This is a genomic window from Kaistia defluvii (assembly GCF_026343955.1).
Lineage (GTDB): Bacteria > Pseudomonadota > Alphaproteobacteria > Rhizobiales > Kaistiaceae > Kaistia > Kaistia defluvii.
Genome location: NZ_JAPKNI010000002.1, coordinates 629,414 through 644,415 on the forward strand (window position 1 = coordinate 629,414; position 15,002 = coordinate 644,415).

Sequence of the window (15,002 nt, forward strand, 5' to 3'; positions counted from 1 at the left end):
GCCTCACTCGAACCGGGCGAGGTTCATCAGGCAATCGCCCGATTGGCTGTGGGTGTGCAGGCGGCGGGTCAGAACGATGCCGCCTTCCTGGAAGCGCAGCACCAGCGGCTCTTCCAGCGGCCGCTCCAGGTCGTGCAGCCAGCCGCAGATGTCGCCGGCAGCCACCGTGTCGCCGATATCGACGGCCGGCTCGAACCAGCCTTCGCGCTCGGCATAGACGAACAGCGACTGGCCGCCGGTCGACAGGATCACCGTCTCGGGGCCGCGGTCCTCCTTCAGATAGAGGATCGGCCGGCTGGTAAGCCCGACGGCCTGCAACAGATTGTCGACAGCGCGCTGGGTGACGGCCATGCTGGTCTTGGTCGCGGTGGCGCCGCCGCCGAATTCGCCGGACAGCGCAATGCAGCCGGCGCGCAAGGCCGCCGCCATCGAGGTCGGCGAGTCCGGGCCGTTGTCGGCGATCATGCCATAGGGCAGGCGCATCGAGCGCATCAGTTCCAGGCCGCGCTGGTAGCGTTCGCCATCGCCAAGCCGTTCGATCAGACTGCAGATCAGGTGGTCCATGCTGGTGCCGCCGGAGTGGAGGTCCAGCACCACCTCGTGGCGCGGGAAGATCTCGTGCTCGATGAAATGCGCCATGCGCTGGGTCGGGCCGCCGAACGCATTGCCGGGGAAGGCGCGGTTCATGTTGCCGCCATCGAAGGGCGAGCAACGCTTGGCCGCCATCACCGCCGGCGTGTTGGCGGAGGTAAGAATGGTGAGCGAACCGCTTATGTCGGAGGCCTCGATCAGGCGGATCGCCTTCAGCAGCGTCAGTTCGCCCTCATACTCGTCGCCATGATTGCCGGCCATCAGCACCAGGCTGGGCCCATCGCCGTTCTTGATCCGGCAGACCGGCATCTTGATCTGGTAGTAGGGCGAGCGGTCGATCGAATAGGGGAAGCTGAAGAAGCCGACCTGCTTGCCTTCCTGGTCCCAGGATATGTCGGAAAAGGCGCCCGTATGCATTCTCTAGATCCTTCGTGATTCACGATTCTCCAGCGCCCGGGCCGTCGCCCGTTCCGCTGGGATTTCCAAGCTTTCATTGCATTCTTCAGCCTGCGACGGCATCGGCCGCCGCATCCTCAAAACCGAGCGGGAGTCGAGACGGACGTGCGTATCGAAGAGGGTCTTCATCTGGTGATGAGCGGCGGCGGCGGGTTCGACCTGACCGATGCTTTTGACTGCAACGTATTCCTCGTCGCGGCCGATGGCGGCTGGCTGATGTTCGACGCCGGGGCAGGACGCGATCCGCAAGGCGTGTTCGACGTGCTGGCCGAAGACGGCATCGACCCGTCGAGCGTCCGCCATCTGCTGCTGACGCATGGCCATGCCGACCACTCCGGCGGCGCGGCGGCGCTGCGGGAGAGGCTCGGACTTACCGTTCATGCCGGCGCGGCGACGGCGGCGATGGTTTCCCAGGGCGATGAGGAGGGCATCAGCCTCGGCAAGGCGAAGCGTGGCGGCGTCTACCCGCCCGACTATGTCTATCACGCCTGTCCGGTCGACAGCGTCTGGCAGCCGGACGAGGTGCGGCGCTTCGGCGACGTCGCCGTGCAGATGATCCTGACGCCGGGCCATAGCCATGACCATGTGAGCTATCTCGTCACGACGCCGCGACGAAAAATGCTGGTGGCGGGCGACGCGCTGTTTCATGGCGGCAAGGTCGCGATCCAGGACATCCGGGACTGCGATGTCGGCGCGATCTGCGAGACCGTCCGCAAGCTCGCGACGATCGAGTTCGACACCTTGCTGCCGGGACATCACGCCTTCACGCTGAAGCATGCGCGCCGCCACGCCGACCTGGCCCTTCAATGTGTGGACCGTATGCAAATCCCGCCCTCCATCATCTGATGCCCCGCCTGTCGAGATACGCTGTGGCCTGGTCAGCTTCCCCGCATGCCGCCGAAGATCATGGCGGACATGCCGCCATCGATGGTGATCGTCGACCCCGTGATGAAGCTCGATCCGGCCTCGGCGAGGAAGACGGCCGCGGTGGCGACTTCCTGCGGCAGGCCGGGCCGGCCGAGCGCCACCTCATCGCGCACTTCACCGGCCAGTTTCGGTTCGCTGTAGCCGGTATTGTTGCCGGTCACGTCGACCGGGCCCGGCGCGATCATGTTGGCGAGGATGCCGTATTTGGCGAGGTCCACCGCCATGGCGCGGGTCAGCATGGCGACGCCGCCCTTGGCCGCGACATAGGCCGCTGCCTCCGGCTCCGACAGGAAGGAATTGACGGAGCCGGTGGTGATGATCCGGCCGCCCTTGCCGCCCGCGACCATGGCGCGCGCCGCGGCGCGGCAGGCGAGGAAGGTGCCGGTCAGGTTGACGTCGACATAGCGGTCCCAGTCCGCGTCGGTCAGATCGATGAAATTCCCGGTGCCGCCCTTCAGCGCTCCCGAGGCGACGAGGATATCGAGGCCGCCGAGCTTCGCCACCGCCTCGTCGGTCGCGTCCTGGATCGCGGCGCGGTCCGCGAGATCGCAGGCGATCCGGATCACGCCGTTGCCTTCGAACGCTATGCGGGCCAGCGGCGCGGCAAGGTCCATAGCCACGACTTCGGCCCCCTCGCGAAGAAAGGCCTCCACCGTGGCGCGGCCGATGCCGCCGGCGGCGCCTGTCACGATGGCGGCCTTGCCGGCCAGGCGTCCGCGCTGAGCCATTCGATCCTGCATGTTGCTTCCCCGTCCCGTCGGCGGTCCCGGCTCGCCGGGCTTGACCTCATTGGAGAGGATGCTAACGTTCCGCTCTAATGAGCGCAATTACACAATTATGGAATTAGAGCGCGGGTCACGATTTACGTCGATCCCGCAGCCACCTCGACAGGAAGGGCTCCGATGCGCGGAGCGGAAAACGGATCATCGAATGCGCCACAATCTGACTGCCGCCCCCGCAGCCGAGGGCGGCTCGCCCTATGACCGCCTGCGCGCGCTCGGCATTGAATTGCCGCGCGTGCCGCCGCCGGTGGCGAATTTCGTGACTCATGTCCGCGAGGGAAACCTGCTGTTCCTCTCGGGGCAGGGGCCGATGCAGGGCGACGGCTTCGAGCATCACGGCCGCGTCGGCGACGACGTGACGGTCGAGCAGGCCTATGCGCATGCCCGCATCACCGGCCTCAACCTGCTGGCCGTGATGCAGGAAGCGCTGGGTTCGCTGGACAAGGTCCGGCGTGTCGTCAAGCTGCTCGGCATGGTCAATGCGGTGCCGCATTTCACCCAGCATCCGCAGGTGATCAACGGCTGTTCGGACCTGTTTCTCGATGTGTTCGGCGAGGCCAGGGGCCGGCATGCCCGCTCCGCCGTCGGCATGGGCTCGTTGCCAAACCAGATCACCGTCGAAATCGAGGCGGTCGTCGCCGTCGAGGATTAGGCGCCGTGGGAGCCTAGCGCTCGCGCCATCCGAGTTTGCGCTCGATCGATTCCGAGGCGTCGCGGACGGCCTTGCCGTAAAGCTCGGGATTGGCCACCACCTTGTGCTCCGGCAGCACGATGGAAATTGTCGCGACGCATGCGCCGGACTCGTCGCAGATCGGCGAGGCGACGCAGGAGACGAGGAAATCCGTCTCGCTGATCTGGATCGACAGCCTCTTTTCAAACGCCTCGCCGGCCAACTCGGAGAGAGCGGCGGCGTCGGTCTTGGCCTTCTCGGTCGGCGACGCCTTGGCGCTGCGGCTGAAAATGGCGACCCGCTCGGCATCCGGCAGATGGCCGATCAACAGCCTTCCAGACGCTGTCCAGTTCAGCGGCACGCGGGTGCCGACTTCCGACATGACGCGAAAATGGCCGGGGCCATCGGCCATGGCGAGCACCACCATGTGGTCGCCGTCGCGGCCGCAGATCTGCACGGTCTCGCCGATCTGGCGGCCAAGCTCATGCATGACGTGGCTGGCCTCGCCGAGGAAATCCAGCGACCGGGCATAGACGAGGCCATAATGGTAGAGGCGCGGCCCGAGCCAGACGAGGCCGTCGCCCCGACGGGACAGCAGCTCGCGTTCCACCAGTTCATCGATGATGACATAGATGGTCGAGAGCGGCGCCCCCACCGCCTTGGCGATCGCATAGCTGCCGGCCGGTTCGCCGGTCTGGTAGAGGTGGTCGAGGATCTGCAGCGCGCGGTCCATGCCGCTGACGCGCGAGCGGCGCGGCGCCTTGGCGTCGTTCGCTTCCGGTTCGGCGAGAGGGCGTTGCACGGACTTCATGGCGGAGGACATTCTCTCTGCATGCGATCTATTACATATATATGGAATAGTGTTGCTCAACGTCGCCGTCAATCGGATCCGGCGGCGTAAAGCCTGCAAGGCCTTGCGATCGACCCTCCCGCGACGCAAGTTCGGCCTCGCGGCTTGTCAGAGTCGCCCGGACCGAAGACGGTAGCCGAGCCTCGGCTGTTCCAAGGAAAGATAGAGACATGTCCGATCTGGATCGCGCGCGCGCCCAGCGTCTGTTGCAGGAGCGCGGGCTGGACGCGCTGGTGTTGACCCAGCCGGAGAGCTTCACCTACGTAACCGGCTTGCCCGGCGGGGTGCCGGCCATGTGGCGCCGGGCCGGTGGTGCCACGGCGCTGGTGCCCTCGGATGCAGGCGCCCGGCTTGGCGCGGTTGTCGGCGACCTGAATGCCGATGCGCTGGCGCGCCGCGCCCCGGACATCGACATCCGCACCCATCCGCTGTGGATCGACCTCGTCGATATCGAAGGTCTCGGCCCCGATGCCCCGGCCGATACGGCGTCGCGCGTGACCGAAGCCTATCGTCGCGACAATGGCGGCCAGGATGTCTTTTTGCCTCGTCCGACGACCTTCTCTGCTGCCGGCGCGTTTGCGGTGCTGGGCGATCTGCTGCGCGAGCGCGGACTGGCCCGAGCAAGGATCGGCATCGATCTGGAATTCATGCCCGCCGCCGATTTTGCCACGCTGCAGCGGGTCCTGCCCGACATCGAATGGGTCGACGCTTCCGAGGTCGTGCGCCGGCTTCGGGCGATCAAGTCGGCCCGCGAGATCGACTGCATCCGCCGCGCCTGCTCCCTCGCCGATGCAGGCTTCCATGCGTTGACGGCGGGGATCGAGCCCGGCCAGACACCAAAGGACATGACGCGTCTCTGGCGCGATGGCGTCGTGGCCGCCGCTGCTGCGTGCGGCGAGACGGGTCTGACCGGCATGTGGGACTATATGTCGGTCGGTTCCGATCCCTGGAGCGGCGGCGGCTCGGTGGTTCCGGGCGCGATCCTCAAGGCCGATGTCGGCTGCATCGTCGAAGGCTACAATTCCGATACCGCGCGCAGCTACGTCTTCGGCGAGCCTGACCGGACTGCGCGGGATGTTCATGCGGCTTTGGAAAGCGCCTTCGAGGCAGGATTGACGGCGATCCGGCCGGGTATCGCCATGCGGGACGTGTTCGAAGTCACGGTTGGCGCCATGCGCGCCGCTGGCTATTCTGGCTACCGGCGCGGTCACTATGGCCATTCGATCGGCGCCAGCGTCGGCTCGGAGGAATGGCCCTTCTTCGCCGCCGACAGCGACGTCATCCTCGAGCCCGGAATGGCGCTCGCCTTTGAGACGCCGTTCTACGGCAAGGGCATCGGCGCGCTGACGATCGAGGACAGCCTGATCGTCACCGAAACCGGTATCGAGGTCCTGAACAACCTGCCGCGGGAACTCGTCCGTCTCGGATAGACGGGTCAGGCGTCGCGCGGCAGCACCGAGGTGACGCGGGCGATGAAGATGTGGAAGGCTTCCATGTAGTCGCGCAGGAACGTCTCGGTCGATGGTTCCGAGACTTCGCCCCTATCGTCGATCAGGCCCGGCTTGAACTGGATATAGGCCTCCGGTGCGTTCATCTGCGGCGCGTTGCAGAAGGAAAGCACGCTGCGAAGGCTCTGCTGGGCGACCGCCGTGCCGATCGCGCCGGGCGACGTGCCGATCACGGCGGATGGCTTGCGGGCGAAGGAGTTGGTGCCATAGGGGCGGCTCGCCCAGTCGATGGCGTTCTTCAGCCCGCCGGGGATCGAGCGGTTATATTCCGGCGTGACGAACAGCAGGGCATCGGCCTCGGCGATTGCGGCCTTGAATGCCTTGGCGACCGGCGGATAGTCGGCGTCATAGTCGTAGCTGTAGAGTGGCAGGTCCTTGAACGGGATCTCGCTGAACTGGAGGTTCGGCGGCGACAGCTTGATCAGCGCCGTCGAGAGCTTGCGGTTGATCGAGCCCTTGGCGAGGCTGCCGATGAAATAGCCGACCTTGTAGGTTTTCATGATCCATCCCGATGGAGAGCGGCGCGAGGGTTCAGCCAGAAAGCATCTGGCTCCCTGTTGCTAAAGAGCGCGCGCGGCTCTCGTTTCAAGACGGGACAGGTCAGCCCCGGGCGGCGCGGATGGCGGAAAGCGAGTCGGCCATCCGGTCCCTGACGCTTTCGGTCGAGCCTTCGGCATACATCCACGAGCCGCCAACCGAGGTGATGTTGCGCAGCTTGCCGTAGCCGGCCAGGTGAGAGAGCTGGATCTTGCCACTCGGCATGAAGGTGGCGGTGGTGAAGATATTGGCGAAATCGGCCAGGACCAACGTGCCGCCGGCCGGCTCGGACGGGTAGAATTTCAGGAGATCAAAGCCGGCCGCCTGCGCAGCCATGACCTCGCTCGCCGTCTGAACGCCGGGCACCAGCGTGATCGGCCCTTTCTTCGCGTGGGCGCAGACGGAAGGCAGGAAGCCGGGGCTGATGCCGAACTGGGCGCCCGCCGCGACGGCGGCGTCATAGTGCTCATCGGTCAGGATCGTGCCGGCGCCGATCAGCAGGTCCGGGAAATCGCGGCGGCAGGCCGCGATCGACGCCAGCGCCGCCTCGCTGCGCATGACGATCTCGATCGCCTCCGCGCCGCCCGCGGCGAGTTCCGCCACCAGCGACAGCACGAAGTCGACGGAGCGCGGCTGCACGATCGGCAGGATCGCCGCCTGGCGGAGGCGGGGTTCGAGAAGGTCGGGTGTCATCCGGCTAGCTGTCCTTCCAGCATGGCGAGGGTTTCGGCCCGGTTGGGCGCGCCGAGGCGACCGCCGAACGTCAGGCATTTCAAGGCTGCGGCAGCGCTGGCGAAGCGGATGATGCGCTCCATGTCCCAGCCTTCGGCGAGGCCGACGGCAAAGCTGCCATGGAAGACATCGCCGGCGGCCAGCGTATCGACCGGGGTGATCTTCGGCGCGGGGGTATGGCAGACGCGACCGCTCTCGGAGTCGAGCCAGAACGTGCCGTCGCCACCCGCCGTCACCGCGACGAAGACGCCCGTGGGGGTGTGCAGCGCCTGCACGGCCTCTGGCGCTGAAATCTCGTCGCCGCAGAGGATCGCGGCGGCCGGCTGGGAGGCGACGATGTGGCTGGCGAAAGGCAGCAGGCCCTCGATCACCGAACGAGCCGCGACATCGGCGTCGAGAATGGCCGGAATGCCCGCCGCCTGGGCTGCCTGCAACGCCATCGCAGCCGCCGCAGGCCAGCGGACATCCGCCAGCACGGCGTCGAATTGGCTGATATCGAAGGGCAGCGCGTCCGGTGCGGTGGTGGCGCGCGGATCGTAGAACGGCACAATCATGCGTTCGCCGCGCGCGTCGACGAGGATGGTGGCGATGGCCGAGCGCGCGCCGGCGACCCGCCGGATGCCGGAACAATCGATGCCCTCGGCCGATAGTTCGGCGATCAGTTCCTGGCCGAGCCAGTCGTCGCCCACGCTGGCCCAGAGCGCGACGTCGGCACCCTGGCGTTTCGCGGCGGTGGCGGCGCTGGACGCCATGCCGGCGGCATTCTGCACGGCCTCGATCGGGATGAACTTGCCCGGCCCGCGCGGCAGCTCGTCCAGCCGATAGATCGTGTCCTGCGTCAGCGCGCCGACGGAGAGAATGCGGGGAACGGATGCCATCGATGAACTCGCGACCGGGATCGGGCCGGAACGCTAGCAGAGAATGGGCGCGCCCGGCATGGTGGCGGCCCGTCCGTCTTGCGACAGCGCACGGCTTTCTGGAGCCTTTCCCCCGCTGGGCGCGAAGGCGACAGGGCGGGGCTCAGGTCATATGCTGGAATTATGGGCAGCCCGCAGCGACTGAGTCGCGCCGATGCCCGCACACGGCCTGAACGGCCGAATGACGATCCGCCGCCCTGACCGGATGGCGGAAAAGGCCACGGGGACCCATGTCGTTTCGTTTCATTCATGCCGCCGATATCCATCTCGACAGCCCGCTGCGCGGCCTTGCGCGGCGTGGCGAATTGGCGGGCGCTTTTCTCGAAGCGTCGCGCAAGGCGCTGGAGAACCTGGTCCAGGCGGCGATCGATGCGAAGGTCCGGTTCGTCGTCATCGCGGGCGATGTCTATGACGGAGACTGGAAGGACTACGCCACCGGCCAGTTCTTCGTCCGCGAGATGGGAAGGCTGCATCGCGCGAACATCCGCGTCTTCCTGATCCGGGGCAACCACGACGCCGATTCCGTCATCAGCCGCGGCCTGACGCTGCCCCCCAATGTCCACAGCTTCTCCGTCCGCACGGTGGAGACCGAGACGATCGAGGACCTGCGCGTCGCCTTGCATGGGCGCGGTTTTGCCAATCGCCATGTGCCGGAGAATGTCGCGCTCAGCTATCCAGCGGCCCGGCCCAGCTATTTCAACATCGGCGTGCTGCACACCTCGCTGACCGGTCGTGATGGGCATGATGTCTATGCGCCGTGCTCGGTCGAGGATCTGCGCGTCGCCGGCTATGATTATTGGGCGCTTGGCCACATCCACAGCCGCGAGGTCGTCTCGGAAGACCCGACCATCGTCTTTCCCGGAAATTTGCAGGGGCGGCATGCGCGCGAGACGGGCCCGAAGGGCGCGACGCTGGTCACCGTCACCGATGGCCGGATCGAAAGCCTGGAGGCGCTGACGCTCGACGCGGCGCGGTTCGAGGCGATCGAGATCGATGCCTCGGGGATGAGCGAACCCGCGGCCCTTCTGGCGGAGGCGCGGCGCGTTATCGCTGCCGCGCGCGACGGCGCGGAGGGACGGCCGCTGGCGCTGCGGCTGACGCTCTCCGGCGAAACCGCGCTGCACGACTATCTCTCCGTGCAGGCGGAACAGGTGCGCGAGGAGATGCAGGCGCTTGCCTGGGAGGCGGGGTCCGATGTCCTGATCGAGAAGGTCCGCGACAAGACGACGTCCCGGGCCGGCAGCGCGCGGCTTTCGACGCTGCTCGGCTTCGATGCGATCCTCGCCGACATTGCCGCCGATCCGGCCTTTCGTGCCGAGATCGCCAAAACCCTGGGCGACCTCCGTGCCCGCACGCCGGGCGATGCGCTGGCGCTGATCGACACGGCAGGCACCGAGCCCGAGGCGCTGGCGGGGGGGGTGATCGGCACCGCCACCGAGGCGATCCTCGCCGGCCTCGGCCATGTCGGCAGCGAGGGGGAGGGCAAGCGATGAAGCTTCGTTCCCTCGGACTGGAATGCTATGGCCGCTTCACCGGCCGGACGCTGGCATTCGATCCCGAAGCGCGGGTCACCGTCATTGTCGGCGCCAACGAGGCCGGCAAGACGACGGCGCTCGCCGCCGTCGCTGATGCGCTCTACGGTATCGAGACGCGGTCGCGCTATAATTTCCTGCATGATTACAAGACGATGCGGCTTGCTGCGACTGTCGAGGCGTCGGATGGCCGCTCTCTCTCGTTTGCCCGGTTGAAGCGACAGAACGCGACCTTGATCGATCCTGCGAGCGAGACGCCGCTGGCCGACGACGTGCTGGCGCCGTTTCTGGGCGCGCATGACCGGCAGGCGTTCCTCGACATTTTCGGCCTGAACCAGCGCCGTCTGCGCGAGGGTGGCGAAAAGCTGCTGGCCGGCGGCGGCGATCTGGCCGAAACGCTGCTGGCGGCAGCGCCCGGCCTGGGCCAGGTGGCGGCGCTGCGGGATCGCTTCCAGGAAAGCGCAGCAAAGATCTTCAATCCGGCGCGCAAGACCTCCAGCAACGCCTTCCGTGTGGCGGTGGAAAAACGCGCCCAGGCGCAAAAGGCGATCCGCGAGCTGGAGCTTCGGGTCGACGAGGTGACGAAGCTGCGCAAGGAGGCCGAGCGCACGGCCGAGGCGCGCAGGCTGGCCGAGACGGCGGAACGTGCTGCCGATTTGGCGCTGGCGCGCGCGCGCGCGCTGGTGCATGGCGCAAAGGAACTGCGTGTCCTCGACGCGCAGGGGCGCGCCCGCGCCGAACTGGGCGACTTGCCGGTTGTTCCTGCAGGCTTCGTGTCGAGAGCGCGTGGATTGCTGGCGGCGCTCGACAAGGCGCGCGAGGCCGCAGCCCTTGCGGCGAGGGAGGAGGCGGCCGCCAGGGCCGCGCTCGATTCCATCGCCGTCGACGACGCCATCCTCGCCTTCGCGGGGACGATCGAAAGCTGCGACGAGGAGCGCGCGGCGGTCGAGAAGGAATTGCAGAGCCTGCCCAAGCGACGCGTCGAGGCCGGTGAGGCGCAGGCGGCGCTGCACCGGATCGCGTTGGCGCTCGGCCTGGCCGATATCGAGGTTCTGCGCGACCGGCTGCCGGACCTGCCCTTGCTGGCGCGTGCCGAGGCGCTGGTCGAAAGGATGCGCGCGGCTGCCATTCGCGAGGAGACCGTGTCGCGGGACAGCGCGCGGATCGTCGCCGACCGGCGTGCGATCCAAGCGGCCCGCGCGACGCTCGGCTATGTGGTCGACCCGGTGCCGCTGCAGCGGCGGCTGGCGCGGCTCGATGGCGCCGAGGAGCGCGAACGGGCGCTTCGCACGCTCGATCACCGGCTGGTGGTGCAACGCGCGCAACTGGACGAGCGAGTGGGCCGGCTTGGCCATGGCATGACGGATGCGACGGCGCTAGCCGCTCTGCCGCTGCCGATTCTGGCCGCTGTCGAGGCGGCGCTCCGAGAGCAGAAGCTGGCGTCCGACGCGCTGGATCGCCAGCGCGAGACGCTGGATGGCTTCGAGGAACAGCGTGCGCAGGCCGAGGCGCGGCTGGCGGCGCTTCGATCCGGCCGCCCAGCGCCCACCGAGGACGTGATCGCCGCCGCCCGTACCGAGCGCGACGCGGCCTGGACGTCGCTTCGCCCGCTGGCCCTCGGCGAGCGCGGCCGGGAGGAAGGCGATGCCGGGCTGGCCCAGCGCATCGACCGCACGCTGATCGACGCCGATCGGCTCGCCGATGAACGGCAGGTCGAGACGCAGAGGCTGGCGGCGCTGGCCCAGGCCGAACGCGACATTGCCGAACTCGGCGTTCGGATCGACATGGCCGGCAGGCGCGTTGCCGAGGCGCGTGCGCGTCAGGGCGCTTTGGCCGCCGATTGGGGAGCGCTGTGGGCAGCCTCGGGGTTGTCGCTTCCGGCCGATGAGCGGTCCACCGCCTTCCTGCGCGATGCGGAACTGGTGCGTCAGGCGCGCGATCTTCTCCGGCAGGACGAGGCGCAGGCCGCTGCGCAGCGCGAGGCGGTCAATATCGAGCGCGCCGAGACGGATCGGCTTCGTCAGGAGCTTGGCCTGCCCCCCCTTGGCGACGCCCCGCTTCGCATGGCCGATTTGCGCGAGGCGATCGCCGCGACCGAGGCGCGTTTCCTGGAGGCGCGCGATCTTGAACGCGATCTGCGCCAGTTGGAGCAGGCCGCGGCCGATCTGGCCGTCCGCCAGCGCGACGTGATGCTCGAGACCGAGGCGCAGGCGGTGGAAGCGCAGGAGATTTTCCCTCGCCTCGTCGTTCGTCCCGGTGCGCTGGCCGGCGAAGCGCGGGCGGCGATCGATCTCTGGCGCGAGGCGCTCCCCCAGTTTACCGCGCTTCGCTCGCTGGAAACCCGCATTGCCGCCATTGAGCGCGACAAGGCTGTGTTCGTCGGTCACGTCGGTGAGCTCCTGGCGGGAGCCGGCGACAGCGCGTCGGCGGGGGACGCCTTTGCCGCCGCGCGCCGGCTTCGGAGTCGGTTGGAGCAGGCAAGGCAGACGCGCGCCAAGGCGGACACGGCCGGGGAGGCGCTTGCGTCCCGGCGGACGGCGCGGACCGCCGCCGACGAGGCCCTGCTGCAGGCGGAGACGGCGCTGGCGGAACTGCTGGCGGTCGCCAACTGTCCCAGCGCGGAGGCCTTGCCGGCGCTGCTGGAACGGCTGGACCAGGCTTCGGTTTGCGACGGCAAGCTGGCCGAGGCGCGGGAGCGGCTAGACGGGCTGCGGGGATCGCGCAGCGAGGAGGAGGTCCGGGTCGCGATCGACGGGCGCGACGACGAGGCCCTGGCGCTGGCAGCGGCCGAAATCGAGGCGGCGCATTCGGAGGCGCGCGCCGCCCGCGACGCCGCGATCGAGGCGGATACGCAGGCGAGGTCGGCGCTGGCCGCGTTGGACCGCCGCGACGGCGCCGCGGCGGCAGCGCAGGACGAGCAGGACGCGGTGGCCGAGATCGCCGAGGCCGTGGAGCGTTTCAGCCGCGACCACGTCGCGGCCCGTCTGCTTCAGGCGGCGATCGAGCGCTATCGGGCCGAGCACCAGAACCCGATCGTCGAGCGAGCCTCGCGGGCCTTCGCCATGTTGACCGGCGGGCAATGGAGCGGCATCGGCATTGACTATGATCAGGAGCCGCCCCGGCTGGCGGCCTTGCGCGAGGGCGCGCTTCTCGCCCCCGACGCGCTTTCCGAAGGGACGCGAGATCAGCTTTTCCTGGCGCTGCGGATCGCGGCGATCGAGGAGCATGCGCGTCGCGCCACGCCGCTCCCCTTCATCGCCGACGATCTTTTCATAACCTTCGACGAAGCGCGGACGGCATCCGGTTTCGAGTTGCTGGCGGAACTGGGTGCCGTGACGCAGGTCATCGTCTTCACCCATCACGTCCATGTCGCCGAACAGGCCGCTCGGGTCTTGGGAAGCCGCGCAGGGCGGATCGAGCTGTGAGGGCCTACCCGGAACGGCGCCGGGAAAGTCCTACCTCTCGGTCGCCCATTCGCCGAAGTTCTGGATGAAGCGGTCGACCTCGGCGGCCGTGTTGTATTGCGCCAGGCCGACGCGGACGACGCCGCCCTTGTCCATCAGGCCAAGCCGGGTCGTTGGCTCGATGCCGTAATTGTGCCCGTGCCAGAGCGAGATGTTTCTTTTCGCCATCGCCTTGCAGATATCGGCCGGATCGGTGCCTTCATAGGTGAAGGAGACGGTGGGCACACGGCGCGCCAAGGCCTGCTTTTCGGTCAGCCCCTGAATCCTCAGCTTCGGAAAGGATTGCAGTCCGTCGATCAGGCGCGCCGTCAGCACACGCTCATGCGCATCGACGGCGTGCATTCCGGCAACGAAGCGCGCGCGCCGGGACCCGCCTTCGGGGGCGTCACCAAACCTCGTGCCGAGCCATTCGAAATGTTCGATCGCGCCCAGCACGCCGGCAAGGGACTCGCGGTTGGTCGTGCCGGTCTCGAACTTGCCGGGAGGGATAGTCGACGCGGCGCGCACCTTGTAGGCTTCTAGGCGGTCGAGAACGTCGCGGCGGCCCCAGAGGACGCCGTGATGCGGCCCGTAGAACTTGTAGGCCGAGCAGACGAGAAAATCGCAGCCGATATCCTGCACGTCGATGACGCCATGCGGTGCGAATTGCACGGCGTCGACATAGACGAGCGCGCCGGCCGCCTTCGCCGCCTTGGTGATCGCCTTTACGTCGTGGATGGTGCCGGTGACGTTGGAGGCATAGCCGATCGCCGCGACCTTGAGCTTGTCGGTGATGACGCTGTCGAGTTGTGTCAGGTCGAATTCGAAGGTCTCTGGATCGAAGTCGATCCAGCGCACGACCAGACCCTTGTCCTCCGCGAGCATCAGCCAGGGCGCGACATTGGCGTCGTGATCCATGCGGGTCAGCAGGATCTCGTCGCCTTCCTTCAAGGTCCGGCCGATGGCCCGCGACATCGAGAAGGTGAGGGTGGTCATGTTCTGGCCGAAGATCACCTCGTGCCAGTCATTCGCGTTGAACAGGTCGCCCATCGCCTTGTGGGCTTCCTGCGCCTGGGCGATGGCGCGCTGCGAGGTGTCGAAATAGCCGCCGAGATTGGCGTTGTCCTCGACCAGCGCCTGCATCATCCGGTCGATGACGCGGCGCGGCACCTGGGTGCCGGCCGGATTGTCGAAGAAGACGGGAGCCGCGTCGCCGCGAGTGGCGAGCGCCGGGAATTCCAGGCGAATGGCGTCGATATCCAGGCGCGAACCAGCCATGGTCGCTCCCTCCCTCTTGATCTCGTTTGATTTCAGCGATGGATGGCGACAACCCGCGCTGGAAAGCCCGATCCGCCCCTGGCCTTCGGCCAGCTCGCCATGATCAGCGCCCCCGTCTCGGGCACCTTGTCGAGATTGTTCATCAGCTCGATCTGCCAGCGGTCGAGTGACAGGACATAGTGCTCGAGCGCATAGCTTCCGGCCGAGGTGGCGAGGCCGGGATCGGTATCGATCTGTTCGTGGCCGATAGCCGTGATGCCGCGTTCCGTGAACAGGTGCTCGAGTACTTCGCGGCTCCAGCCGGGCGTGTGCACGACGCCATCGGCAGAGCGATTGTAGAACCGGTCTGTATCCGGCCAGCGCTTGTACCAGTCGGTGCGAAGCGCGACGAAGCACTTCTCCAGGATGCGGCCGTTGCGCGCCTCCCATCGGGCGACGTCGTCGAGGGTCGGCGTGGCGTCGGCATCCGCCGCCACGCGTTCGCTGATGTCGAGAATGACGAGCGGCAGCAGCATCTCCGAGACCGGGATCTGGTCGAGCGTCCGGCCGCCTTCGATGAAGTGGACCGGGGGATCGACATGCGTCCCCCACTGTCCGGGAATGCTGTAGCGATGGACCTGAAATCCATGGCCCTTGGCAAAATCGAACAGGAGTTCCCGCTCCTCATCCGGGAAAGACGCGAAATGCGGCTGCCCCGGATGGAAGGCGTGGGTGAGGTCCGTGAAGGTCGCGCCGGCAAGGCCGGTGCGATGGAGATCCCAGAGGCTGCTGCCGCTCAT

13 protein-coding genes are annotated in these 15,002 nt (G+C 67.5%); 5 read left to right on the forward strand and 8 right to left on the reverse strand.

Going from position 1 to position 15,002, the window contains the following annotated elements; all coding sequences use genetic code 11:
* Positions 1 to 3 precede the first annotated feature (3 nt).
* Positions 4 to 1,008 carry a succinylglutamate desuccinylase/aspartoacylase family protein gene (locus tag OSH10_RS07205; RefSeq protein WP_266330962.1) on the reverse strand — a complete coding sequence of 335 codons (1,005 nt, stop codon included), beginning with the start codon at positions 1,006 to 1,008 and terminating at the stop codon, positions 4 to 6.
* Between the two features lie 144 nt (positions 1,009 to 1,152).
* Here OSH10_RS07205 and OSH10_RS07210 point away from each other — a divergent pair, with 144 nt between their 5' ends.
* Positions 1,153 to 1,893 carry an MBL fold metallo-hydrolase gene (locus OSH10_RS07210; RefSeq protein WP_266330963.1) on the forward strand — a complete coding sequence of 247 codons (741 nt, stop codon included), beginning with the start codon at positions 1,153 to 1,155 and terminating at the stop codon, positions 1,891 to 1,893.
* Between the two features lie 32 nt (positions 1,894 to 1,925).
* Here OSH10_RS07210 and OSH10_RS07215 read toward each other — a convergent pair whose 3' ends face one another.
* Positions 1,926 to 2,702 carry an SDR family NAD(P)-dependent oxidoreductase gene (locus OSH10_RS07215; RefSeq protein WP_266330964.1) on the reverse strand — a complete coding sequence of 259 codons (777 nt, stop codon included), beginning with the start codon at positions 2,700 to 2,702 and terminating at the stop codon, positions 1,926 to 1,928.
* Positions 2,703 to 2,904: 202 nt separating this feature from the next.
* Here OSH10_RS07215 and OSH10_RS07220 point away from each other — a divergent pair, with 202 nt between their 5' ends.
* The gene (locus OSH10_RS07220; RefSeq protein ID WP_266330965.1) at positions 2,905 to 3,408 is read left to right on the forward strand and encodes a RidA family protein; all 504 of its coding nucleotides are present in this window, start codon (positions 2,905 to 2,907) and stop codon (positions 3,406 to 3,408) included.
* Between the two features lie 13 nt (positions 3,409 to 3,421).
* Here OSH10_RS07220 and OSH10_RS07225 read toward each other — a convergent pair whose 3' ends face one another.
* Positions 3,422 to 4,237, reverse strand: a complete 816-nt coding sequence (locus tag OSH10_RS07225) for an IclR family transcriptional regulator (RefSeq protein WP_266330966.1) — start codon at positions 4,235 to 4,237, stop codon at positions 3,422 to 3,424.
* Between the two features lie 209 nt (positions 4,238 to 4,446).
* Between OSH10_RS07225 and OSH10_RS07230 the strand changes: the two genes are divergently transcribed.
* Entirely contained in the window at positions 4,447 to 5,706 is a 1,260-nt protein-coding gene (locus OSH10_RS07230) for a M24 family metallopeptidase (RefSeq protein ID WP_266330967.1), read from the forward strand.
* 5 nt (positions 5,707 to 5,711) lie between these two features.
* Here OSH10_RS07230 and OSH10_RS07235 read toward each other — a convergent pair whose 3' ends face one another.
* The 3 genes from OSH10_RS07235 to OSH10_RS07245 all read right to left on the reverse strand — a co-directional run bounded on the left by OSH10_RS07235 (position 5,712) and on the right by OSH10_RS07245 (position 7,931).
* A complete protein-coding gene (locus OSH10_RS07235) occupies positions 5,712 to 6,284 on the reverse strand; it encodes an NADPH-dependent FMN reductase (RefSeq protein WP_266330968.1) in 573 nt (190 codons plus the stop codon).
* Between the two features lie 100 nt (positions 6,285 to 6,384).
* On the reverse strand, positions 6,385 to 7,014 hold the full coding sequence (gene eda / locus OSH10_RS07240) for a bifunctional 4-hydroxy-2-oxoglutarate aldolase/2-dehydro-3-deoxy-phosphogluconate aldolase (protein ID WP_266330969.1): 630 nt from the start codon (positions 7,012 to 7,014) through the stop codon (positions 6,385 to 6,387).
* Positions 7,011 to 7,931, reverse strand: coding sequence for a sugar kinase (locus tag OSH10_RS07245; RefSeq protein ID WP_266330970.1), 921 nt, complete (start codon positions 7,929 to 7,931; stop codon positions 7,011 to 7,013). The genes eda and OSH10_RS07245 overlap by 4 nt, the downstream gene beginning before the upstream one ends.
* Positions 7,932 to 8,200: 269 nt before the next feature.
* On the opposite strand from OSH10_RS07245, the gene OSH10_RS07250 reads away from it, so the two are divergent.
* Both OSH10_RS07250 and OSH10_RS07255 read left to right on the forward strand, forming a co-directional pair.
* Complete coding sequence (locus OSH10_RS07250; protein ID WP_266330971.1) at positions 8,201 to 9,463, forward strand: metallophosphoesterase family protein; 1,263 nt, start codon at positions 8,201 to 8,203, stop codon at positions 9,461 to 9,463.
* On the forward strand, positions 9,460 to 12,927 hold the full coding sequence (locus OSH10_RS07255; RefSeq protein ID WP_266330972.1) for an ATP-binding protein: 3,468 nt from the start codon (positions 9,460 to 9,462) through the stop codon (positions 12,925 to 12,927). The genes OSH10_RS07250 and OSH10_RS07255 overlap by 4 nt, the downstream gene beginning before the upstream one ends.
* Positions 12,928 to 12,957: 30 nt before the next feature.
* On the opposite strand, the gene OSH10_RS07260 is transcribed toward OSH10_RS07255, so the two are convergent.
* A complete protein-coding gene (locus OSH10_RS07260; protein ID WP_266330973.1) occupies positions 12,958 to 14,223 on the reverse strand; it encodes a cysteine desulfurase-like protein in 1,266 nt (421 codons plus the stop codon).
* Positions 14,224 to 14,255: 32 nt separating this feature from the next.
* Positions 14,256 to 15,002, reverse strand: a complete 747-nt coding sequence (locus tag OSH10_RS07265; protein ID WP_266330974.1) for a cyclase family protein — start codon at positions 15,000 to 15,002, stop codon at positions 14,256 to 14,258.